The 22,161-nt window shown below is 41.8% G+C and carries 18 protein-coding genes; 5 read left to right on the top strand and 13 right to left on the bottom strand.

Annotated features, from left to right (window positions below; all coding sequences use genetic code 11):
- Positions 1–25: 25 nt before the first annotated feature.
- Positions 26–643 carry a sigma-E factor negative regulatory protein gene (locus CXF80_RS19460; RefSeq protein WP_101034531.1) on the bottom strand — a complete coding sequence of 206 codons (618 nt, stop codon included), beginning with the start codon at positions 641–643 and terminating at the stop codon, positions 26–28.
- Positions 644–669: 26 nt separating this feature from the next.
- On the bottom strand, positions 670–1,248 hold the full coding sequence (gene rpoE / locus CXF80_RS19455) for an RNA polymerase sigma factor RpoE (RefSeq protein ID WP_011638383.1): 579 nt from the start codon (positions 1,246–1,248) through the stop codon (positions 670–672).
- Between the two features lie 233 nt (positions 1,249–1,481).
- Here rpoE and nadB point away from each other — a divergent pair, with 233 nt between their 5' ends.
- Entirely contained in the window at positions 1,482–3,095 is a 1,614-nt protein-coding gene (gene nadB / locus CXF80_RS19450; protein ID WP_101034530.1) for an L-aspartate oxidase, read from the top strand.
- A gap of 35 nt (positions 3,096–3,130) precedes the next feature.
- Here the strand turns inward: nadB and CXF80_RS19445 are convergent, their stop codons facing one another.
- The 5 genes from CXF80_RS19445 to nhaA all read right to left on the bottom strand — a co-directional run bounded on the left by CXF80_RS19445 (position 3,131) and on the right by nhaA (position 6,453).
- Positions 3,131–3,547: a protein YgfX gene (locus CXF80_RS19445; protein ID WP_101034529.1), complete on the bottom strand. Its 417-nt coding sequence runs from the start codon at positions 3,545–3,547 to the stop codon at positions 3,131–3,133.
- Between the two features lie 37 nt (positions 3,548–3,584).
- The gene (locus CXF80_RS19440) at positions 3,585–3,833 is read right to left on the bottom strand and encodes an FAD assembly factor SdhE (protein WP_101034528.1); all 249 of its coding nucleotides are present in this window, start codon (positions 3,831–3,833) and stop codon (positions 3,585–3,587) included.
- A 22-nt stretch (positions 3,834–3,855) separates the two neighbouring features.
- Positions 3,856–4,785, bottom strand: coding sequence for a transcriptional activator NhaR (nhaR, locus tag CXF80_RS19435; protein WP_101034527.1), 930 nt, complete (start codon positions 4,783–4,785; stop codon positions 3,856–3,858).
- A gap of 106 nt (positions 4,786–4,891) precedes the next feature.
- On the bottom strand, positions 4,892–5,281 hold the full coding sequence (locus CXF80_RS19430; RefSeq protein WP_101034526.1) for a hypothetical protein: 390 nt from the start codon (positions 5,279–5,281) through the stop codon (positions 4,892–4,894).
- Positions 5,278–6,453 carry a Na+/H+ antiporter NhaA gene (nhaA, locus tag CXF80_RS19425; protein ID WP_101034525.1) on the bottom strand — a complete coding sequence of 392 codons (1,176 nt, stop codon included), beginning with the start codon at positions 6,451–6,453 and terminating at the stop codon, positions 5,278–5,280. The genes CXF80_RS19430 and nhaA overlap by 4 nt, the downstream gene beginning before the upstream one ends.
- A 245-nt stretch (positions 6,454–6,698) precedes the next feature.
- Here nhaA and CXF80_RS19420 point away from each other — a divergent pair, with 245 nt between their 5' ends.
- Positions 6,699–7,550 (top strand): thymidylate synthase, encoded by an 852-nt coding sequence (locus tag CXF80_RS19420; RefSeq protein WP_101034524.1) that lies wholly within the window; start codon positions 6,699–6,701, stop codon positions 7,548–7,550.
- Between the two features lie 77 nt (positions 7,551–7,627).
- Here the strand turns inward: CXF80_RS19420 and CXF80_RS19415 are convergent, their stop codons facing one another.
- The 3 genes from CXF80_RS19415 to rppH all read right to left on the bottom strand — a co-directional run bounded on the left by CXF80_RS19415 (position 7,628) and on the right by rppH (position 11,300).
- Complete coding sequence (locus CXF80_RS19415) at positions 7,628–8,428, bottom strand: sulfite exporter TauE/SafE family protein (protein ID WP_101034523.1); 801 nt, start codon at positions 8,426–8,428, stop codon at positions 7,628–7,630.
- An 88-nt stretch (positions 8,429–8,516) separates the two neighbouring features.
- Complete coding sequence (gene ptsP, locus CXF80_RS19410) at positions 8,517–10,757, bottom strand: phosphoenolpyruvate--protein phosphotransferase (protein WP_101034522.1); 2,241 nt, start codon at positions 10,755–10,757, stop codon at positions 8,517–8,519.
- A gap of 24 nt (positions 10,758–10,781) precedes the next feature.
- Positions 10,782–11,300 carry an RNA pyrophosphohydrolase gene (gene rppH / locus CXF80_RS19405; protein ID WP_101034833.1) on the bottom strand — a complete coding sequence of 173 codons (519 nt, stop codon included), beginning with the start codon at positions 11,298–11,300 and terminating at the stop codon, positions 10,782–10,784.
- A gap of 818 nt (positions 11,301–12,118) precedes the next feature.
- Here rppH and mutH point away from each other — a divergent pair.
- Positions 12,119–12,787 carry a DNA mismatch repair endonuclease MutH gene (gene mutH / locus CXF80_RS19400; RefSeq protein WP_101034521.1) on the top strand — a complete coding sequence of 223 codons (669 nt, stop codon included), beginning with the start codon at positions 12,119–12,121 and terminating at the stop codon, positions 12,785–12,787.
- Between the two features lie 233 nt (positions 12,788–13,020).
- Complete coding sequence (locus tag CXF80_RS19395; protein ID WP_232772184.1) at positions 13,021–14,046, top strand: adenylate/guanylate cyclase domain-containing protein; 1,026 nt, start codon at positions 13,021–13,023, stop codon at positions 14,044–14,046.
- A 402-nt stretch (positions 14,047–14,448) separates the two neighbouring features.
- Here CXF80_RS19395 and oxyR read toward each other — a convergent pair whose 3' ends face one another.
- From oxyR to CXF80_RS19380, 3 genes are all read right to left on the bottom strand, one after another.
- Positions 14,449–15,372: a hydrogen peroxide-inducible genes transcriptional activator OxyR gene (gene oxyR / locus CXF80_RS19390; protein WP_101034519.1), complete on the bottom strand. Its 924-nt coding sequence runs from the start codon at positions 15,370–15,372 to the stop codon at positions 14,449–14,451.
- 191 nt (positions 15,373–15,563) lie between these two features.
- Positions 15,564–15,929, bottom strand: a complete 366-nt coding sequence (locus CXF80_RS19385) for an Hpt domain-containing protein (RefSeq protein ID WP_101034518.1) — start codon at positions 15,927–15,929, stop codon at positions 15,564–15,566.
- A gap of 291 nt (positions 15,930–16,220) precedes the next feature.
- Entirely contained in the window at positions 16,221–17,189 is a 969-nt protein-coding gene (locus CXF80_RS19380) for a TIGR01212 family radical SAM protein (protein ID WP_101034517.1), read from the bottom strand.
- A 522-nt stretch (positions 17,190–17,711) separates the two neighbouring features.
- Between CXF80_RS19380 and gltB the strand changes: the two genes are divergently transcribed.
- The gene (gene gltB / locus CXF80_RS19375; protein WP_101034516.1) at positions 17,712–22,160 is read left to right on the top strand and encodes a glutamate synthase large subunit; all 4,449 of its coding nucleotides are present in this window, start codon (positions 17,712–17,714) and stop codon (positions 22,158–22,160) included.
- Position 22,161: the final 1 nt, after the last annotated feature.

Below are 22,161 nucleotides of genomic sequence, written 5' to 3'. Positions count from 1 at the left end.
GTAAGACAAGGTTTCTGCCGATGGATTATGGATTTACCGCAGCATCTTGCACGCGATTATCATCAACAGCAACACCTGGGTTTAAACGTTGTTGCAGCATGTGATCTTGAATATAAGAATTAATACGGCGACGCTGTTCTATCACTTGTTGATCAGAATAATTTTGTTGATTTTTCACTGCACCAGTTTGATAACTTACCGGAGACACACTACCCACTAAAGGACGTGTCATTAATACTGGCAATGGTGACTCTGGATCATTACTTTGATCATAGTTTTGTACTCCAACAATGGCAACCATGGCAACCGTTGCAGCAATAGCATATTGGCCAAACTGTTTGAAAAATGGTACCACGTTTGAACCCGATGCAGCTCGCTGTTGTGTTCTAGCTTGCTCGGCTAATTCACTCTGCTTGGCTTGAGGCGCTATAATTGTTGGCTCAAGCTCAATCGCTGCTGCGATGCTAGCAAAAAGGTCTAAGTCAATGGTTGCCGGTGTCTCACCGCGCATTGCATCGCCTATCATGTGATAGCGTTGCCATTCATCATGTGAATCAACGTCAGCAGAAAGTTGTGCCAATGTTTTATCATCAACTTCGCCATCAACTGATGCAGATACCCACTCTTGACTTGATTTAAGCATTATTCACCTATCTAAGATTAAGGCTATTACTTTTCCAGCAAAGGCTGGAGCTGTTTGTCGATTGCTTCTCGAGCACGAAAGATTCGAGATCTTACCGTACCGACGGGACAATCCATTATATTGGCAATATCTTCATAACTCATTCCCTCTAGCTCTCTGAGCGATATTGCCATTTTTAACTCTTCAGGCAGAGTATCGAGCGTATCAAAGATCACTTTACTCATTTGATCTTTCATTAGTAATCGCTCTGGTGATGCAAACTCTTTTAACGCATCACTGCCTTCATAATATTCTGCATCTTCTATATCGACATCGTTTGCAGGTGCTCTGCGCCCTTGCGACGTAAGATGGTTTTTTGCAGTGTTTACCGCAATGCGATACAACCAAGTATAAAATGCACTTTCACCCCGAAAATTGGCTAACGCTCTATAGGCTTTAATAAAGGCTTCTTGTGTCACATCCGCAACATCCGCTTGATTGCGCACGTATCTGGAAATTAAACTCATCACTTTATTTTGGTACTTCAGCACTAGCAGGTTAAATGCGTTTTTATCGCCTTGCTGCACTCGCTCAACTAATTGTTGATCACTATATTGTCCACTCATCCGAGCTGACTACTCCTAAATCTGTCACACTGATTACTCAGTCGCTCGAATCCTGTTCATATAAATAGACCTACTGATATGAAGAAAGTTCGATATTGAATTAAAAAAAGTTAATTTATTTTACTTATAAATAAAATATATAAGCAAAATCAAATAAAATACGCTGTAAAAGTACCCTGCTAAAGAAATTTGTTTTACTATGATCAAACCACTAAACCATATCATGATACCTGATGAAACAAGCAGTTGAACACCAATCTGACATTTTGGTCATCGGCAGCGGCGCTGCAGGACTAACTTTAGCACTACATCTTGCTGAAAAATCAAAAGTAATTCTTCTTTCTAAAGGCCCACTATCAGAAGGGTCAACCTTGTACGCCCAAGGTGGAATTGCATCTGTTTTTGATGAAGATGACACAATTGAATCACATGTAAACGACACCTTAATCGCTGGAGCTGGATTATGCGACAAATCTGTAGTGACATACACCGCAGAAAACGCAAAAAGTGCAATGGAATGGTTAATTAATTGTGGTGTCGCATTTGATAAAGAAGAAACCGTTACCGGTGACGATAGCACAGCCCATTATCACTTGACCCGTGAAGGTGGACATAGCCACCGGCGCATTTTACATGCTGCTGATGCCACCGGTAAAGCGGTGCAAATTACATTGCAACAACAAGCTATCGATCACCCCAATATACAAGTACTAGAACGCTACAATGCGATTGACTTAATTACCACGCGCAAATTGGCTCGCCCAGGTAACAGGGTGCTTGGTGCTTATGTATGGAATCGTGATGAAGAACATGTTGAAACCATCAGAGCAAAATTTGTTGCTCTTGCAACAGGTGGCAGTTCTAAAGTATATCAATACACCTCTAACCCCGATATTGCCAGCGGTGATGGTATTGCGATGGCCTGGCGTGCGGGTTGCCGCATAGCTAATATGGAATTTAATCAATTCCATCCGACATGTTTATTTCATCCCAACGCCCGAAACTTCCTATTATCAGAAGCGTTACGCGGTGAAGGTGCGTATTTACGTCGCCCTGATGGCAGTCGTTTTATGCCTGACTTTGACGAACGAGGTGAACTCGCCCCTCGCGATATTGTCGCCCGCGCCATTGATTATGAAATGAAACGCTTAGGATCTGACTGTGTCTATTTAGACATAAGCCACAAACCGGCGGACTTTATCATTAAGCACTTCCCGACCATTTATCAGCGTTGTCTAACATTCGGAATCGATATTACCAAAGATCCTATTCCTGCCGTGCCAGCGGCACACTATACCTGCGGCGGCGTAATGACGGATCTTCATGGTCAAACTGATATTAATGGCTTATATGCCATTGGTGAGGTGGCTTACACAGGCTTACATGGTGCCAATAGACTGGCGAGTAATTCATTACTGGAGTGTTTAGTCTTTGCCCGTGCAGCATCACAAGATATCGAAGGTCTGTTACATAAGATTCCTATGCCTAGTCCAATACCGATGTGGGATGAAAGTCAAGTGACTAACTCTGATGAAGAAGTGGTTATTGCCCATAACTGGCACGAACTGCGGCTCTTTATGTGGGATTACGTTGGCATAGTGCGCACAGACAAACGTTTAGAGCGGGCACTAAGAAGATGTTTGATGCTTCAGCAAGAAATTGAAGAATATTATTCAAACTTCCGGGTCAGCAATAACCTATTAGAACTGCGTAATTTAGTCCAAGTCGCGGAGTTGATTATTCGATGTGCAATGGAGCGAAAAGAAAGTCGAGGCCTACATTATAACGCGGATTATCCTGATCAAATCGATAATCCTAAACCGACAATATTGCAGCCAAGCCGTTAAACACTATCAAGATTAACCCAGTCTGAATGGCTCAATTATTGGCTCAATAACAGGCGACACAGAGTACGATATGCTGTGTCGTCTACCATATCACTCCACACCAGCAATAGCCGACGTTCTTCGGTTTTAGTGTACTGCAAAAAAATGATGCACAGTAATGGGCTAATAAACGGTTTTTTACAAAGCCTGACGTTATCCGATTGACCCTCCACACCATATAATAAGGTGCCAGCCTGTTTGTTGCCCAGAGACAACAAGCAACGCCAGCGAGACACTCTGCGCCATTCGAAAATGAAAATCAGTATTGTGGCAATAAAAAGTAACGTTTGGATAATTTGGTATATCAGGGAGGGATAACTGGGCCAAGCTAAAAAACTGCTTAACACAACCGCTAATGAGACGATTAACGCCCCACGCTGTAAAAACGAAGCACTCAACGCAAATTGTTGCATTTGAGTGCTCGTGTTGAGCAACGAGTCAATCGGCGGGTTAAGGTGCTGCTCTTCCACGGACTTTGACTATCATATCAGCTAGCAGTGGATCTTGGCATTGTTCATGCCCCATAAACCAAGCAAATAATTCAGGATCTTCACATTCTAATAAACGAATAAAAGTATTTTTATTTTCGTCTGTCATTGCTTCATATTGAGCTTCAATAAAAGGTTGAAGCAACACATCTAATTCTAACATTCCGCGACGACATGCCCAGCGTACACGCGCTATATTCATTAATTCCAACTCAAATCTCCTGATGTCAATATCACAAGCTAGTTATACGGTTGCCTAAATCTTTTATGGATTGATCTCGTCCAGCAAATAGATCACTAAAATCCGTTGCCAGCAATGACTTTACCGCCGGATGTTGGATCATTCGCTCTGCGAACATCACATGGTATTCTTCTTTTATATCGGTTGTTTCACCAAGTAATACCATACCTTGTGACAGTATATCATGACGATAAATAGACGGCGCAACAAAAATACCTCGATTAAAATAACCGAAAGCTTTCATCATTTCTGCATCGTCAAACTCGCCTAAAATACTCACATTAAGATTTTTTTCGGCGAACCAACCATGTAATTGTTGGCCCAATGACGTTCGTTTACCCGGGATCAGTAATTTTCGCTGTTCAAGACAAGCAGGAAACGGTAATGAGATAGGTTCAGCAGAGAAGAAGCTCACGCCGCTCTCACCTAGTTTTTTCGACAAAATCTCAGGAAACTTCAATGAAGCGCCAGCACAATCCGATAAAATCATATCCAGTTTATGCTCACGTAAACGCTCAATAAGGCTATCGTGAGTTGATTCATAACACGCTAAATTTACCGAACCATCGTTAGGAATAACGGTTAACAACACTCGACTCACTAAGGCCTTAGACAATGCATCAGCAATCCCTACCTCGAACAACAGTGAATTATCTTTTTGATAATTAAGGACATCGAGCATTTCATAGCTAAGACTAAACATCTTATCGGCATAACGAAAGATTAACTCACCCAGTTCAGTGGCCTCCAAGTTACGTCCTACACGTTTAAAAACCGCCCCTTTTAATCTTTGTTCCAATGCGCGTATCTGACCCGTAATCGTCTGAGGAGCAAGGCATAATACTTCAGCGGCTTTAGTCACAGAGCCTTTCTTTTGCACCATCCAAAAATAATATAAATGGTTATAATTTAAATGCTGCATAGTAATAAATAACCTAACAAAATCACTACAACCAAAATATGATTGATTAAAAATAATATTGATCAATACGCAGTGTCTATGCTGCGTATTGTTCAATACATAAACCTTACTGTTGGCTAGGGCGACAATCTAATAAGCTGTTAATCACTGACTCCAGTTCGTCACTGTTAGTGACATTGTTCAGTGAGACTTGTTCCGCTAATGCCGAAACGATTTCTGACTTCACCGGAACATGGCTGGAACAATAATTTAAATACGCTTTTTGATAACGTTTCCCTGCCCGAAATTTTAATGCTCTGGAAGCATAATCATTGGGATCAATTCGATTTGCGGTCGCATCATTGCGATACATTAATGCCCCATCAACCACACCTTCAAGATAACTTTGACACGTTAATGATTCTGGTGATTGCTGACACACGTTAAATGAATCCGCCAATGTTGGCATCGCCACCATTGTTACAAAAAGACCCGACATAACACTCAATTTCTTCATGATGATTCTCCATTTTTAGGCAGTACCTTGGCTAACCAAAAATATCCAATTGTAGCCGCAAATAATGACCCAGTTAAAATCCCTAACCTTGCATAGTCACCAAATGCAGCAGGTGAATGTTCAAATGCTAAGGAAGCAATAAACACCGACATGGTAAATCCGATCCCACACATAACGGCAACAGGCGTAATGTGTCTCCAGCCAATTCCCGGAGGTAACTCAGCGAGTTTCAGTTTTACCGCTAAATAACTAAATAAAAGCACCCCAGCAGGCTTACCTAACAACAGACCAATGATAATCCCTAGCGTAATAGGTTCCGCAAATGAACTCAATGACATATTCGTTAATGACAAACCAGCATTAGCAAAAGCAAACACAGGCAGGATCATAAAGGTGCTCCAAGGGTGTAAGCTATGCTCTAGCGACTCAGAAGGAGATGAACCATCTTTAGCACGAAGTGGAATACAAAACGCAATAATTACGCCGGCCAATGTCGCATGTACTCCAGATTTCAATACCGCAACCCATAAAATAAAACCAAGTAAACCGTAAGGCAGGATCGAACTGACCCCTTTTCTGTTCAGTGCGATCATAAGCACAATCGACACCGCGGCAATAATCAAACTGAGCATGGATAAATCAGTACTGTAAAACAGCGCAATAATCACAATCACCCCGAGATCATCAATAATTGCCAGCGCCAACAAAAACACTTTTAACGCCACCGGAACTCGGCTGCCAAGTAATGCCATAATACCTAGTGCAAAGGCGATATCTGTGGCAGCAGGAATAGCCCATCCGATCTGAGTATCGGGGTTAGAGTAGTTAAATGCCAAGTAAAATAATGCCGGAAAGACCATGCCACCGATAGCAGCAATGCCGGGTAAGGATGCCTTTGCCACACTCGACAACGCCCCTTCAAGTAGTTCGCGCTTCACTTCTAAGCCGATTAATAAAAAGAATAATGCCATCAAGCCATCATTAATCCACAGTAAAAGTGGCTTATCGATATCAAGATCACCTACTCGAAGCTGTACTTCTGTGCCTAAGAAACCTTGATATACGTCAGCTAAAGGTGAATTGGCGAAAATCATCGCCAATGCCACTGCGATCATTAATAAAATGCCACCAGCAGACTCTTGGCTTAAGAAGTTTTTAATTGTACGTTCCATATAACACTCCTAAAAAACAATCGCTCAGTCTATAGAGAAAACTCAAACAATAATAATCGATTCTTTCTTGATGTTACCTCGGAATTGCCGAGGTAACAAGCTGCAATAAGACGGTTTCCCGTCTTATTGCAAGTAATGCAGACATGGTGATGCTTAATTCTGATTAACGCGTTATCTACAGATTAGGTCGTGTTAATTAACCATCATTTGGGTATAATCTCGAAAAGAGAAAAGGATTTAAATACATGAAACAATATCTAGATCTGTGCCAGCGTATTGTCGATGAAGGCGAATGGGTCAATAATGCTCGCACTAACAAAAAATGCTTAACCGTGATAAATGCAGATCTCGTTTATGATGTTGCAAACAATCAATTTCCGTTAGTCACCACACGTAAAAGCTTCTGGAAATCGGCCATCGCAGAGGTCCTTGGTTATTTACGCGGTTATCAAAATGCTGCCGATTTTAGAGCATTAGGCACTAAAACATGGGATGCCAATGCCAATCTAAACCAAGCTTGGCTAGATAACCCAAACCGCAAAGGGCCCGACGATATGGGGCTCATTTACGGCGCTTTAGGACGTGCATTTCCAAAACATGATGGTGGCCACGTCGATTTACTGCAACAAATCGTCGATGATTTAACTAATGGCATAGACAATCGCGCTGAGATTTTAACCTTCTTTCACCCAGGCGCATTTGACCTAGGTTGCTTGCGTCCATGCATGTACGAGCATCACTTTTCATTACTCGGTGATACCCTGTATCTCAATAGTACCCAGAGAAGCTGTGATGTTCCGCTAGGATTGAATTTCAACATGGTACAAGTCTATGTATTGTTGGCTTTAATGGCCCAAATAACGGGTCATAAGCCCGGTAAGGCATACCATAAAATTGTTAACGCTCATATTTACGAAGATCAACTTGTCTCAATGCGGGATATTCAGCTTAAACGTGAGCCCTTTGCCTCTCCTAAGTTGATAATTAATCCAAAGATTAAAACCCTAAAAGACATTGAAACCTGGGTGACCTTAGCTGATTTTAGCGTTGAAGGTTACGAGCATCACGACGCCATTAAGTATCCTTTCGCGGTGTAATAACGGCGTTATTAATTAATAAAAAAACGCCTTTGCTCAAATACTTGAACAAAGGCGTGTCTATAACCTGACTGAGGTTAACTCAATAACAGTTTCACTCCCACTACGACTAACAAACCAGCAAAGATCTTTTTCAATACTGGTGTTGGCCAAGTGCTTGCCGCTTTTACGCCCATAGGCGCACACAGCATTGAGCTAATAATAATCCCGATTAATGCCGGTAGATAAATAAACCCTACCGAACCCTCAGGTAAATTGGGGACATCAAAGCCCGCAATGATATAGCCAATGGTACCGGATACCGCGATAAGCATTCCGGTTGCCGATGAAAACCCCACAGCTTGGCGCATTTGTAAACCGCAATAGCTCAAGAATGGCACCAGTAATACCCCACCACCAATGCCCATTAAGCCAGCAATTAACGCGATCGCCGTTGAAATGGTTAATAACACGGCAAAACTAGGCAGACTGCCACCTGTTTTGACTTTAAACGGAAACGCCATTTGTGCTGCCATCAACACGACAAAAATAGCGAAAGTCTGTTGTAAATCATCCGATGCAATTTGTTCAGAAACAAATGCCGATGCTAACGATCCAATAACAATGCCAGGGAAAATAGGCTTAAACAATTCCCAAGGTATATTACCGCGTTTGTGATGCGCAGCAGCTGAAGACATTGAAGTTAAAATAATTGATGCCAGTGATGTAGCGATAGCAACATGAGTGATTTGTGTCGAATCGATCCCGACTGAGGGTAAAATGTACAAGAGTGCAGGCACAATAATTAACCCGCCACCAATACCTAACAACCCAGCTAAAAAACCCACTACGGAACCTAAAACAAGGCAAATTAAAAATACCTGCAGCAAACTATCCACGATGACATCCTTAAAAATGACGTTTGACTATATTATCAACCATACGAAAGATCATCTAAGCATTTCCCAATCCGATCCAATCGTATGACTAATCTATGTTAACTAAATCTGATAAATCATGTTTTCGCAAGAAATGTGCTAATAACCCTCGAACCTGGTTACCCGTTGACTGTTGTAAAATAGACTCCAACAACTCAGTTAATTCTTGTTTTGATACTCGTCTAAGTAAAAAATTTATTCTGGCCAAGCTGCCCTGGTTCATACTGAGTTTGTTATAACCCATTGCCACCAAAAGTAATGCACCATAAGGCTCACCAGCAAGTTCGCCACAAACACTCACATCCAAGTCATACTGTTTGCACTCATCGACGGCTCGTTTAAGGGCTCGAAGAATACCAGGATGATAGCTATCAAATAGTGAACTCACACTAGGATTATTACGATCGACGGCCAGTAAATATTGGGTTAAATCGTTACTGCCAACCGATACGAAGTCGACCCGCTTCGCCACATCTTGCAACTGGTACAATAATGCGGGTACTTCAAGCATAACGCCTACTTGAGGCCTAACCAAACGGGTATTTAATTCTTGGTTTAGTTCAGTAAACGCTTGCTCTAAATAACTTAATGTTTGATCTATTTCATCGAGATTACTGACCATTGGCAGTAATATTTTCAATTGATTGCCGTTGCCAGCGGCTTGCAACATCGCACGCAATTGCACTAAAAATAACTCAGGATGATCAAGAGATAAACGAATACCACGCCAACCTAAAAACGGATTGTCTTCTTTAATCGGAAAATACGGCAACGGTTTATCGCCGCCCACATCCAAAGTACGCATCACAACAGGTCTATCACCTGCTGCACTTAATACTTGACGATATACATTGATTTGCTCTCTTTCGCTTGGAAAGCGTTGATGCAACATAAAGGGAATTTCGGTTCGATACAGCCCAATACCATCAGCACATTCAGCGATTTCAGAATCAATACCACTCAATAGTCCAGCATTAAGATATAAATGTATCCGCTCACCATCTGTGGTTACAGAAGGTAGACTCAACTCCGCAGAAAATTGTTTTTGCTTTTCGACATCTGCATCGATCAGTAGTTGGTACTCTTCAATCACTGCAGGCGATGGCGACACCAATAACTGACCACGATTGGCATTCAGAACTAATAGCTTTTGATCAATATCTACTGATAAAACATCATCAACACCAACAATGGCTGGTACACCCAGCGCACGCGCTAAAATGGCCGCATGGGCATTAACGCCACCACGCTCAGTAACAATACCCGCCAGCTTTTGACGAGGAAACTCAGCCAGTAAAGTGGCATCCACCTCTTTGGCGACTAAAATCACCGGTTTTTCAGGCTCTAATACTAACCTGCCTGGCTCTATAAGCTGTCGTAGTAGCTTTTGCCCAAGTTCGCGAATATCGCTTGCGCGTTCTTTTAGATAAGGATCTTCCATCTCTAGAAACTGTTGGATATAGCGCAATGAAACCCGGCTTACTGCAGACTCTGCCTGCCAACCTAAAGCGACTTCACGGGCATATTCGCCACCAAGGCTAGAATCATCCAACAGTAACTGAAATGCGGTAAAAATAGACGCAACATCAGCCGATTTTTCTTGTTCGAATCGTTGCGAAATTGACGACAGGATGTCTTTACAACGCTGCATAGCCGACTTTAAGCGCTGAATTTCAACATCAATATTGGAACAAGCCACCTCGGCTTGTTCCAATGAAATAACACCACCTAATACCAGGCCATGAGCAATCGCAATACCACTAGATGCATTAATACCACTGAAAACAACTTGTTGTTGTACACTGGTATTTGACGCTTTGTGCTTCAAACTGCGCACAATCACTGCGAGTTGAGCGGCTAAGGTCATTAAAAATGCTTCTTCGCTTTCACTGAACTGACGGGCTTCAGGTTGCTGTACGACAATAACGCCGACAAGCTGTTTTTGAAAAATAATCGGCACAGCCAAAAATGCGCGATATTCTTCTTCTGCTGCTTCGGGAAATAATTTAAAACGAGGATGAATACGTGCATCAGCGAGATTGATAGCTTCTTCACGCTCTGCAACTAAGCCGACTAAGCCTTCTGATATTGGCATGCTGACTCTGCCCACAGCAGATTGTTGTAACCCTTCAGTGGCCGATAAGACAAGATTTTGTTTTTCAAGGATATAAATAGAACAGCAATGGGTCTCCATTGCTAATCGAGTTTGTGACACTAATATATTTAATGCACTTTCAAGGCTGCTTGCTCTGGCAACAGCTTGAGTGATATCCCTGAGCATATTTAACACTGTTCCAATCCTCTTTGAAATCAGTTAACTCCGTTGTTTGCTTCGTTTTTTACTAAACTCGCGCGTTTGTAGCGCTAATGTCGTCGATGCGAACTCTTTCATTACTTTTCTATATACGTCGCGTTTAAAAGACACTACCTGACGAACAGGATACCAATAACTGACCCAACGCCAATCATCAAACTCAGGATGACCAGAAGAATTCAAGTTAATGGTATTATCGTGACCTTTCAATTGTAGTAAAAACCATTTCTGTTTTTGGCCAATGCAAACAGGTTTGCTTTCTTGGCGTACCAAACGCTTAGGTAAACGATATCGTAACCAAGAACGAGTGGACATTAGAATTTGAACATGTTCAGGTCTGAGTCCCACTTCTTCGTAAAGTTCTCGATACATGGCTTCTTCTGGTGACTCGCCATCATCTAACCCACCTTGTGGAAACTGCCATGAATGCTGACCAAAACGTCTGGCCCACATAACTTGTCCAAATTTATTACAGATAATGATGCCCACATTTGCGCGAAAGCCGTCGCTATCAATCACATGGACTCCGAAAATAGCAATTTTTATATCGTCTGATTGTTTCACAAAGCATGCCTATCGGCAAACCTCTATTTACTGTGGATAATTGAATAACAATGTTAATAAGTCAGAATTATCAACAATTGATTAAAGCCACTCTGTGGATTATCCACAAAATCTGTGGATATCTCTGTTCGAAACTTTAGTGAGGCTTGATAACAGGGTAAAAAACCATTGAGATTTTTTTAAGAAAAACAGCACATAACTATAAATAAAACAATATTAACAATGATTTATAAATATTTACAAACCATAAAAATATCCGATCGCCACTATCGTACAAAAAACACACAAGCCTAATTAAGATAGGTAACCACTCATTTAGCAACTTAAGTTATACACAAATAACAAGGCTTATTTTAAATTAAACCCCTTAAAAAGCCATTTTATTGCGTTGACTTGGTGTTTTTAATCAGTTAAAGACACATTTTATGACAGTTATCCATTAAATCTGTGGATAAGTATGTGTGAAATACAGGGGGAAAATGAGTGTAACTCGGGACAAGTATATTAAAAAAACAACGCCACATTAAAAATACAATATTAAACAGTCACTTGGAACTAAATTCAATCAAGCTGTTTGAAGTGAGCAATAATAGTTTACTTTATAACCTGCTCGTGGATAATTCACTAAACTTATTATAAATTAATAACCTTGTATAAATTTATGACCTTTTTATACATTAACTAAACTTGGTATCGATGAATATTACTTGATAGCATAACCTGTTGATTTTGATTGTCGACTAATCCATTTACCCAGAGGCAAAGACTCATTCATGGCTAAATCATCGCCCTTAAATCTTAGCGAATTAATGGAAAGAGCGCACAACATGGCAGGTATTCGTTTAGCTGACATCGCAGCCGATAATCGTATATTGGTGCCGGTGGATTTACGCCGAGATAAAGGTTGGGTGGGCCAACTTATTGAATCTGAATTAGGGGCGCTCGCGGGATCAAAACCTGAGCAAGACTTTCTCCATTTAGGGGTTGAACTCAAAACGATCCCTATCGGTCATAAAGGCAAACCACTTGAAACCACTTATGTCACAGTCGCACCACTGACAAACATCCAAGGTATGACCTGGGAAAACAGTGTGGTTTATCATAAACTGCAGCGGGTTTTATGGATACCGGTTGAAGGGGAGCGAAGCATTCCGGTGGGAGATCGTCGTATAGGCACCCCCATACTGTGGCAACCCAACAAAAAACAAGCCAAACAATTACAACAAGATTGGGAAGAGATAATGGAGCTCATTGCGCTAGGTCAGGTTGATAAAATTACCGCGCGTCAGGGTGAAGTACTTCAATTACGTCCAAAAGCAGCAAATAGTCAAATACTCACCGAAAGCATCGCCGAAGACGGCAGTATTCAATTATCAAACCCCCGAGGGTTTTATCTCAAAATTGATTTTACTCAACAGATTTTAACCAATGCATTTTCATAATCTGTCGCAATCACAATCCTTGGTATTGTTAGCAATATTGGAAAAATATTGCGTTAGAGCACATATTTTTTCATTTCTATTGATCTAAATCACAAATAAACTATCACATGTAAGTAAATTTTCTATAGACTACCACCCTTATATACTAGGTCATTTAGGCAACCACATACTCCGTGAAAGCACGCCGTCAAACACAAAAATTATTGTTCGCTATTTTTGCCTGGTGTGTAGCAATGGCTTCTTTCGTTTTTTTTCGCTACTCACAATCATCGCAGTTGCCCGAATGGGCTATTGGTAACGCTGATCTAGCCACACTAGCAATATTTATGGGGTTTATATTTGGCAGTTTGCATTGGATGTCGAATTTAATTGCAGACTTTAGCGCCATCAGCCGCCTACCTTATCTTTTCTCAGTCGTGTTTAAAGGGTTATTTTTATTACTCGGCGCAACTACATTGGCGTATGTCACTCAGTTTTTAAATATGTGGGCGATTGAAAACCACATGTTGACGTTACGGCAAATGATCACCGTCCACATTATTTACAGCCCATCGTTTCAGGCGTTAGTGGTGTATCTTGTCGTGGTGCGGGTCGGATTAGCTTTTATTGAACAAATGTCACTTTTGGTTGGTCCCAAAGTATTACTTAATATTGGCTTGGGTAAATACCACAAACCACGTTACGAGCAACAATTGTTCTTATTTATTGATATGGTGTCATCCACGGCCCACGCAGAGACCTTAGGTGATTATCGTTTTAGTCGTTTAATTCAAGATAGCTTCAGTTTGCTCGCGGACACAGTGACAGATAATGAAGCTGAAATTTACCGCTATATGGGCGATGCCGTATTAATTCACTGGCCGTTAGAACAAGGCATTAAACAAGATAGGTGCATGAATATCTATTTTGAGTTTTGTCAGCAGTTACAGTGGCAAAGACAGTATTTTGAACAGCAATATGGGTTTGTGCCTAAATTCAAATCTGCTGCACATTGTGGTCAAGTGGTAGCCGCGGTGGTTGGCGTACATAAACAAGAAATTAGCTTTTTTAGTGATGTCCTTAATACCTTGGCGCGGCTACAAGATCAATGTAATCCATTAGGTCAAAGGATGTTGTTATCAGGAGATGTGGTGCATCGGCTTGAGCAACAAAACAGCAAATATAAGCTCACTGACTTAGGCCCAATAATACTTAAAGGTAAGCAACTTCCTACTCAAGTCTATGGTGTTGCCCCGATACAGTCCAATCCCCCTCGTTAAGGTGAGTTAATCTCAACTCGCGACATTAAACGGTTATCAAACGGCTCAAGGTTGCGTGAAGAGAGTTTAGGTTACTGCAATCACTTATAACCGACAGACTCCTAATGTACCTTGTTTGCAGACAATGAAAGTTTGCTAAACAAGACTTGCCACTGTGCTGATGTTGATAACATTTTCCCACCTATCACCTGACATAGAGGTTAATTAACCTCAACTTGGCATAATAAACGGTTATCAAAAGCTCTTGGCCCTGCTCTGTGCAAAGACTTATGCGTAATAGATATGCGTTGATGGGGCTTTTAACCCCTGGGTGCGCCTTGTTAGTAAAACAACTGGCCAGTTGTGATATTGAGACTGTAAATAAACCTTTTGTTATCGATTTAGCCCATGTCTCAACCCTAGTTAATGTTTGTTCGGTAACGATTGTGCGAGCAGTTTTTGCTGAATCGCTAGGCCTAAGGTTCTAAACGTTGAAATCCGGCTAGTCGTTTGTCGCCAAACCAATCCAATCTCACGATAGGGTGCCTCACCCGGTGGATCCATTGCGACAAGATCTGTGTCGGTTAAAATCCCGGTATCAATTGCCATTTGCGGTAAAAAAGTGGTCCCCAGTTTGCTATTTACCATCTGCACTAAGGTATGCAAACTTGTGGCAGCAAATGGATTGATTTTAGCGCTATTACCAAGCTGACAAGCCGTTATCGCGTGTCCGGTAATACAATGTTCTGCTTGCAGTAAAAAAATACTTTCATCGGGCATTTTTTGATAATCAATCGGTTGCAAAAATTGTTGCGATACCTCTTTATGCATTACTATTTTAAATGGATCAATACCGACTTTCATGCTGTGAAAACCACTTGTGTCGACAGGTAAAGCGAGTATCAATAGATCTAACTCCCCTTTTGCTAACGCTCCTAATAAGCGTTCAGTTGTGTCTTCTTTTAATAACAAACTGAGTTTGGGGTAGTCTTGCTGACATAACTTGACCACTCGACTGAGTAAAAAAGGTGCGATAGTCGGAATACACCCTAAGCGGACCTCTCCGGTCATAGGTTCACCTTGATTTTTAACCAATTCTACTAAATCATCAACATTAGTTAAAATACTTCGAGCACGTTCCACCACCTGTTCACCGATGGCGGTAAACATAAACGATTTATGGTCGCGTTCAATTAACTGATAACCGAGTTGCTCTTCAAGATTTTGAATGCCGCTAGATAGTGTAGATTGACTGACAAAACACATTTTGGCTGCGCGATTAAAATTCTGTTCTTGGTGTAAATGAACCAAGTAATAAAGGTTTTTGAGGCTTGGAAGATTTTTCATATAAACGATTGCCCTTATCTATTTTAATTCAAATAGTGAATTAAAACGGGTAAAATAACAAGACGTCTATGTGTAATAGTCAATAGACGCCCATAAAAAATGCCACTTTAATAAGAGGCATTTCAAAAAAGCGCTTTTAGGCACTAATGGAGGTTAATATCTATCCATTATGCTACCTACATGACGGACAATTACGCTTTTGCTTCTAAATAGGCTTTCAATTGCTGTAAATCTTCAGCGGCGTGGTCAACAATTACAGCAAGCCATACTTTATGCTCAGTGTCCCATTGGGTTTCTTCACCGTGCTGTAATAACTGTGAGAATTGCTGAATGCGTTTAAGGCCAACAGATCCCGCAGCGCCTTTAAATTTATGGGCTTCTGCACATAACGTTTCTTTATCATTTGCATCGCCAGCTTTCACTAGGCTACTGACATATTCAGGCATTAGCTGCTCGAATAACACTACGCTTTTCAATAACGTTCCAGCACCAATGGCACTGATATATTGCTCAAGCGTATTGAGATCCAATATTGAGTCTAACTGCGTTGTGGCCATAAAGGCACCTCTATCAATAATATAACTTTCTAGAATTTTAAATATGATACCGAGTAAAATACCCTATGCAAGGCTTGCCAATATTTAGCTGCGATTTAATTATAAATATTACATTTTACTAACACAACTGATCAACTGGTATTACCAATGTTTAAAAATACCTCATATTGGTAATGTTTTATTCAATAATGAGTAAATAATCGTTACCAACCTTGTATTACGTCATCAAAACCGACCTTTATTTTGATCGTATTCAGCTGACTCACGACCAATCTATCGATATATCTAACACTAAGCCGTTTTACTTTGGCTACACATTAAAGCACTACCTTGGCCGCCAAAGTCTCGTAACTCATTAACAATCGCAACAAGACCATCCCAACGAAAAGCACACCAATCAGGCGCAAGCAACATTGGTTTTTTTGCATAAGCGGTCACGCGATGAAAGATAATGTCTTTTGGGGTGTGACGGATCAGTTTTGCGACCTCTGAAGCATACTCGTCCAGACCGATCAATGGCATGGGATTATAACGCCATTGTTTTGCCATAATACTGCCTTCTACAATATGTAGTGGGTGCAGTTTTAGCCCATCAACACCTATCCCTAATACGGTTTGTAAGCTATTAAAGTAGTCCACGGAAGTTTCTCCTGGGAGGCCTAGTATCAGATGGGTGCACACTTTAATCCCTCTAGCACGAGCCTTTTTAACTGTTTGACGGTATTGGCATAATTGATGGCCACGATTAATCCGCTTTAAGGTCTGATTATTGGCCGTTTGTAAACCAAGCTCCAGCCACACCTCGATGCCTCGTTGTTGATACTCAACCAATAAATCAAGTACTTCATTAGGCACACAGTCAGGACGAGTGCCAATATGAAGCCCGACAATATCGGTATCTTCAACGGCTTGATCATATTTTTGTTTGAGTACTTTGTACTCATCGTAAGTGCTGGTATAGGCCTGAAAATAAGCAATGTATTTTGCTGTCGACGCTGGGGCTACTTCAGTGGGAACCACACTTTTTTTGGCTGACTGGGCACGTATTTTTCCTTCGGATAATTGCACCGCAATGGGTTGAGCACTGTCTTGTTCGCCGCTAAATGAAGCCACATTACAAAAAGTACAACCGCCTACACCTAAGGTGCCATCTCGATTAGGACAAGTAAATTGGGCATCTATAGTTAATTTTTTTATGCGTTGACCATAACGTTGCTTGCAATGTAAACCAAATGTATTAACGTAGTCATCTAAACCCAAAATTTACTCTCAACATTACTATAAAGTTCGCCAGTTTAGTCAACCGATACACACCTGTCTTGGTGCTAAATCAATAAAATAGTTTATCTATTGGCGCTGGCAGTAAACTTGTGCGCTAACGCTAAAAACAGTTAGCACCATTTAATCAACTTACAAAACACTCGATATGAATATTTAGTCATTTAGAATAATTTTTTACTCAAAGACTGTGTTTGAAATAAAATTCACTCTTTTTGTTTCAAAAACAATTCTTTGTTGTTGTTGCAAAAAAGTAGCTGATCATTTTATCATTTTCTAAAATTCTTTTTATTCATAAGGTTATAGGTGATATATCACAGTTTACGTTAACGTAAGGTTGGTAGGGTATTACGTTTTATGAGTAATTATATTTCAGTTTGTTGCATTTTTTTGGTTTGACCTTTATTCAATCTCAGTTTATTTTGAATGGTTCGGGTGCATATCTATGGATATTCTTTGAATTTACCCCGAGTCGTATCTAGTAGAGGTTTAGGGGGTTTTTGTATGAGCTTGTATCATCCCAGTTTTGAGCGTGACAATTGCGGATTTGGTTTAATTGCACAAATGGATGGTGACGCGAGTCACCGCATTGTGCGTACTGCGATTCATGGTCTCGATCGAATGAAGCATCGTGGTGGTATTGCAGCGGACGGACGCACAGGTGATGGCTGTGGTCTATTAATGCAAATGCCTACAGGTTTTTTTAAAGCTATTGCGGCAGAAAATGATTGGCATTTGAGCCGAAAGTTTGCCGTGGGTATGCTATTTCTCAGCCAAGATAAACAACGCGCTGATGAAGCCAAACTTATCTTAGAAAAAGAACTACAACGAGAAACGTTAAGTGTCGCTGGTTGGCGTAAAGTTCCGATTAATCCTGATGTTTTGGGGGAGATTGGTCGGGAAAGCTTGCCACAGATTTATCAAGTATTGATCAACGCGCCAGTTGGCTGGCGGGAAAAAGATCTTGAACGTCGCTTGTACATGGCGCGTCGCCGACTTGAACAGCAAATCACTGATGATGAAGACTTTTACGTTGCCAGTCTTTCTGGGCAAGTGATTGTCTATAAAGGGTTAATGATGCCAGCCGATCTGCCGTCATTTTACACAGACTTAGCAGACATACGTTTGAAAAGTGCCATTTGTTTATTTCACCAGCGCTTTTCAACCAACACACATCCCAAGTGGCCATTAGCCCAACCGTTTCGATATCTTGCCCATAACGGTGAAATCAATACCATTACCGGTAATCGTCAATGGGCTAGAGCGCGTGCCTATAAGTTTAATTCGCCTTTATTGCCCGATTTACAACAAGCGGCACCCTTTGTTAACGAAACCGGTTCAGACTCCTCTTCTTTAGATAATATGCTCGAAATGCTGTTATCAGGAGGGATGGATTTATACCGAGCTATGCGTTTACTTATTCCACCAGCATGGCAATCAAACCCAGAGATGGACGACGAGTTAAAAGCTTTCTATGATTTTAACTCAATGCACATGGAGCCGTGGGACGGCCCTGCTGGCATTGTAATGACGAATGGTCGTCATGCTGCCTGTGCGGTTGATCGCAACGGCTTACGCCCTTCTCGTTACGTTATAACCAAGGATCGTATCTTAACCTTAGCCTCTGAAGTCGGCATTTGGGATTACGCAGCCGATGAAGTGATTGAAAAAGGCCGTGTTGGGCCGGGTGAATTATTAGTATTAGACACCTTGAACGGTCATTTGCACCACTCTTTTGAAATTGATAACGACTTAAAACGTCGTCATCCTTATAAAGAATGGATGGCTAAAAACAGTCAGACTTTAATCCCTGCTGAGCAAATGCCTCCCAGCAAACAAGGTTCAAGTGGCTTTGATGCTAAAACACTGCTGCAATACCAAAAACAGTTTGGTTTTACTCGTGAAGAATTAGAGCAAGTTATTTGGGTACTCGCCAGTAAAGGTGAAGAAGCCGTCGGCTCAATGGGTGATGATACTCCCATGGCAGTATTGTCGAAAAAATCGCGTTCATTGTATGATTATTTCCGTCAGAAATTTGCTCAAGTCACCAACCCACCAATTGACCCATTACGTGAAAAACACGTGATGTCATTAGCCACTTGTGTAGGCCGCGAGCAAAATCTATTTAGCGAAACCACTGGCAACGCTTACCGAGTGATGTTTAATTCGCCGATTTTATTATTCAGTGACTTTAATCAACTGCTTGGCTTAGATAGCACCAACTATCGCGCTAATATGGTTGATTTAAACTATGATACCCACGAAACCCTAGAGCAGGCGATCCGTCGTATAACGGATGAGGCAGAACGCCTAGCGCGCAGTGGCACAACATTATTAGTCTTGTCTGATCGTGCAGTAGCGGAAAATGCACAAGTCATCCCTGCCGCTATGGCTGTGGGTTCTGTGCAGACACGTTTAGTGGATAAAAGTTTACGCTGCGACACCAACATTATTGTTGAAACGGCATCTGCCCGTGACCCGCATCACTTTGCCGTGCTGCTAGGTTTTGGCGCGACAGCTATCTACCCTTACCTTGCCTATGAATCTATCTCTGCAATGGCGAAATCACGTCAAGTAGAAGATGTAACGCCTTTATTGCTTAACTTCCGTTTTGGCATTGAAAAAGGTTTACGTAAAATCATGTCTAAAATGGGTATCAGCACTGTGGGGTCATACCGTTGTAGTCAACAATTTGAAGCCGTGGGTTTAGCCAGTGATGTCATTGAATTATGCTTTAAAGGCGTCATTAGCCGTATTGAAGGCGTCACCTTTACCCATATCGCCGATGACCAAAAGATACTTCATACTGCTGCGTATCGCGCGCATATGCCGTTACCTCAAGGTGGGTTATTAAAGTATGTTGAAGGCGGTGAATATCACTGTTTTAATCCAGACGTAGTCAATACCCTACAAGCATCACTTAAAGACAAAAACTATGCTGAGTATAAAAAGTTTACTCATTTAGTTGATGACCGCCCAGTGGCAACGTTACGTGACTTAATTGGCATCAAAGGTCAACTTGACGCTGTGGAACAAGACACGGTTGAAGGAGCTGAAAAGCTCTACTCTCGCTTTGACAGTGCCGCCATGAGTATTGGTGCCTTAAGCCCTGAAGCTCATGAAGCCTTAGCCGTTGCGATGAATCGTCTTGGTGGACGCTCAAACTCTGGTGAAGGTGGCGAAGATGCGCGTCGTTTCAATAGCGAGCGTAACTCTGCCATTAAACAAATTGCATCTGGCCGATTTGGGGTGACAGCGCACTATCTTGTTAACGCTGATGTGCTGCAAATTAAAGTGGCCCAAGGGGCTAAACCCGGTGAAGGTGGTCAGCTGCCTGGTCATAAAGTCAGTGTTGAAATTGCAGGGCTGCGTCATGCTCGTCCTGGCGTAACGTTAATTTCACCCCCACCACACCACGATATTTATTCAATTGAAGATTTAGCCCAGCTGATTTTCGATTTAAAACAAATCAATCCAAAAGCCTTAGTGTCGGTCAAGCTGGTTTCTGAACCGGGTGTTGGCACCATTGCAACGGGTGTCGCCAAAGCCTATGCCGATATGATCACCATATCCGGTTACGACGGCGGTACTGGCGCAAGTCCAATTACCTCGGTTAAGTATGCCGGGTCACCTTGGGAACTAGGCTTAGCTGAAGTGCATCAGTCGCTGGTAGAAAATGGCTTACGTCATAAAATTCGTCTGCAAGTTGATGGTGGCTTAAAAACGGGTACCGACGTGATTAAAGCCGCTTTACTTGGGGCAGAAAGCTTTGGTTTTGGTACGGTGCCCATGATTGCGTTAGGATGTAAATACTTACGTATTTGTCACCTCAATAACTGTGCAACCGGTGTGGCAACCCAAAATAAAAACTTACGTGAAAACCATTTCCATGGTTTACCAGAACGTGTGATGACCTACTTTGAGTTTGTGGCTCAAGAAGTGCGTGAATGGATGGCGGCATTAGGCGTGACACAATTTGACGATCTGATCGGACGTAGTGACTGGTTATATACGCTCGAAGGTCAAACAGATAAGCAACGAGGTTTAGATTTAGCGCCGATTTTATATAAACCTAAAGTGCAGCCAAACTCGTCACTCACTTGGAAAGAAACTAACCCACCGTCAGACGTAGGTCAGTTAAACCAAACCCTATTAGCAGATTGTCGTAAAGCGGTTGATACTGGAGAGCCTTTCTCTTGTCAATATCAAATCAATAATACCGATCGTTCAGTGGGTGCAACATTGTCAGGCTATATTGCAACTACCGTAGGCGTGGCAGGGGCAAAACAGCCGTTAACACTTGCCTTTAGTGGTAGCGCAGGTCAAAGTTTCGGCGTGTGGAACAGTCCAGGCCTTGAACTTAAGCTCTGCGGCGATGCCAATGACTATGTTGGCAAAGGGATGTCTGGCGGTAAGATCGTAATTCACCCCCCTATTGGTAGCCCGTTCCAAAGTGAACGCAGCGCCATCATGGGCAACACTTGTTTGTATGGTGCTACGGGCGGTAAATTGTTTGCAGCGGGACAAGCGGGTGAGCGTTTCGCAGTTCGTAATTCTGGTGCCATCGCGGTTGTTGAAGGCTCTGGTGATAATTGCTGCGAATACATGACTAGCGGTATCGTGGTTATCTTAGGTAAAACTGGGGTCAACTTCGGCGCGGGGATGACAGGCGGATTTGCCTATGTATTCGACCAATTTGGTCGTTTTAATCGCCGGGTTAACACCGAAATGGTCGACACTCATAAAATAGAATCAAAAATCCACCAACAACACTTAAAATCGTTAATTGAAACTCATTATGCTGAAACAGGCAGTGAGCATGCCAACCTGATATTAAGTGATTTTGAAAACTGGTTGGATTGTTTTGTATTAGTAAAACCAAAGAATATTGCCGTTGCCGACCTGCTAAAAATTGAGCAGAAGAGTCCGGAATTAGTGGTAAAGGCGGGGTAAT

Source organism: Shewanella sp. Actino-trap-3 (assembly GCF_002836275.1).
Classification (GTDB): domain Bacteria; phylum Pseudomonadota; class Gammaproteobacteria; order Enterobacterales; family Shewanellaceae; genus Shewanella; species Shewanella psychromarinicola.
The sequence above is the reverse complement of the archived record's forward strand: the minus strand, read 5'-3'. Positions and strand labels throughout refer to the sequence as shown.

Bases quoted from the DNA above. Each gene is read 5' to 3' on its own strand.
- oxyR (WP_101034519.1), bottom strand. From the start codon at position 15,372: ATGAAAAATCTTCCAAGCCTCAAAAACCTTTATTACTTGGTTCATTTA.
- nhaA (WP_101034525.1), bottom strand. From the start codon at position 6,453: ATGGAACGTACAATTAAAAACTTCTTAAGCCAAGAGTCTGCTGGTGGC.
- CXF80_RS19445 (WP_101034529.1), bottom strand. From the start codon at position 3,547: ATGCAACAATTTGCGTTGAGTGCTTCGTTTTTACAGCGTGGGGCGTTA.
- CXF80_RS19385 (WP_101034518.1), bottom strand. From the start codon at position 15,929: ATGGCCACAACGCAGTTAGACTCAATATTGGATCTCAATACGCTTGAG.
- CXF80_RS19395 (WP_232772184.1), top strand. From the start codon at position 13,021: ATGGCTTCTTTCGTTTTTTTTCGCTACTCACAATCATCGCAGTTGCCC.
- mutH (WP_101034521.1), top strand. From the start codon at position 12,119: ATGGCTAAATCATCGCCCTTAAATCTTAGCGAATTAATGGAAAGAGCG.
- CXF80_RS19430 (WP_101034526.1), bottom strand. From the start codon at position 5,281: ATGAAGAAATTGAGTGTTATGTCGGGTCTTTTTGTAACAATGGTGGCG.
- rpoE (WP_011638383.1), bottom strand. From the start codon at position 1,248: ATGAGTGGACAATATAGTGATCAACAATTAGTTGAGCGAGTGCAGCAA.
- nadB (WP_101034530.1), top strand. From the start codon at position 1,482: ATGAAACAAGCAGTTGAACACCAATCTGACATTTTGGTCATCGGCAGC.
- CXF80_RS19420 (WP_101034524.1), top strand. From the start codon at position 6,699: ATGAAACAATATCTAGATCTGTGCCAGCGTATTGTCGATGAAGGCGAA.
- nhaR (WP_101034527.1), bottom strand. From the start codon at position 4,785: ATGCAGCATTTAAATTATAACCATTTATATTATTTTTGGATGGTGCAA.
- gltB (WP_101034516.1), top strand. From the start codon at position 17,712: ATGAGCTTGTATCATCCCAGTTTTGAGCGTGACAATTGCGGATTTGGT.
- CXF80_RS19460 (WP_101034531.1), bottom strand. From the start codon at position 643: ATGCTTAAATCAAGTCAAGAGTGGGTATCTGCATCAGTTGATGGCGAA.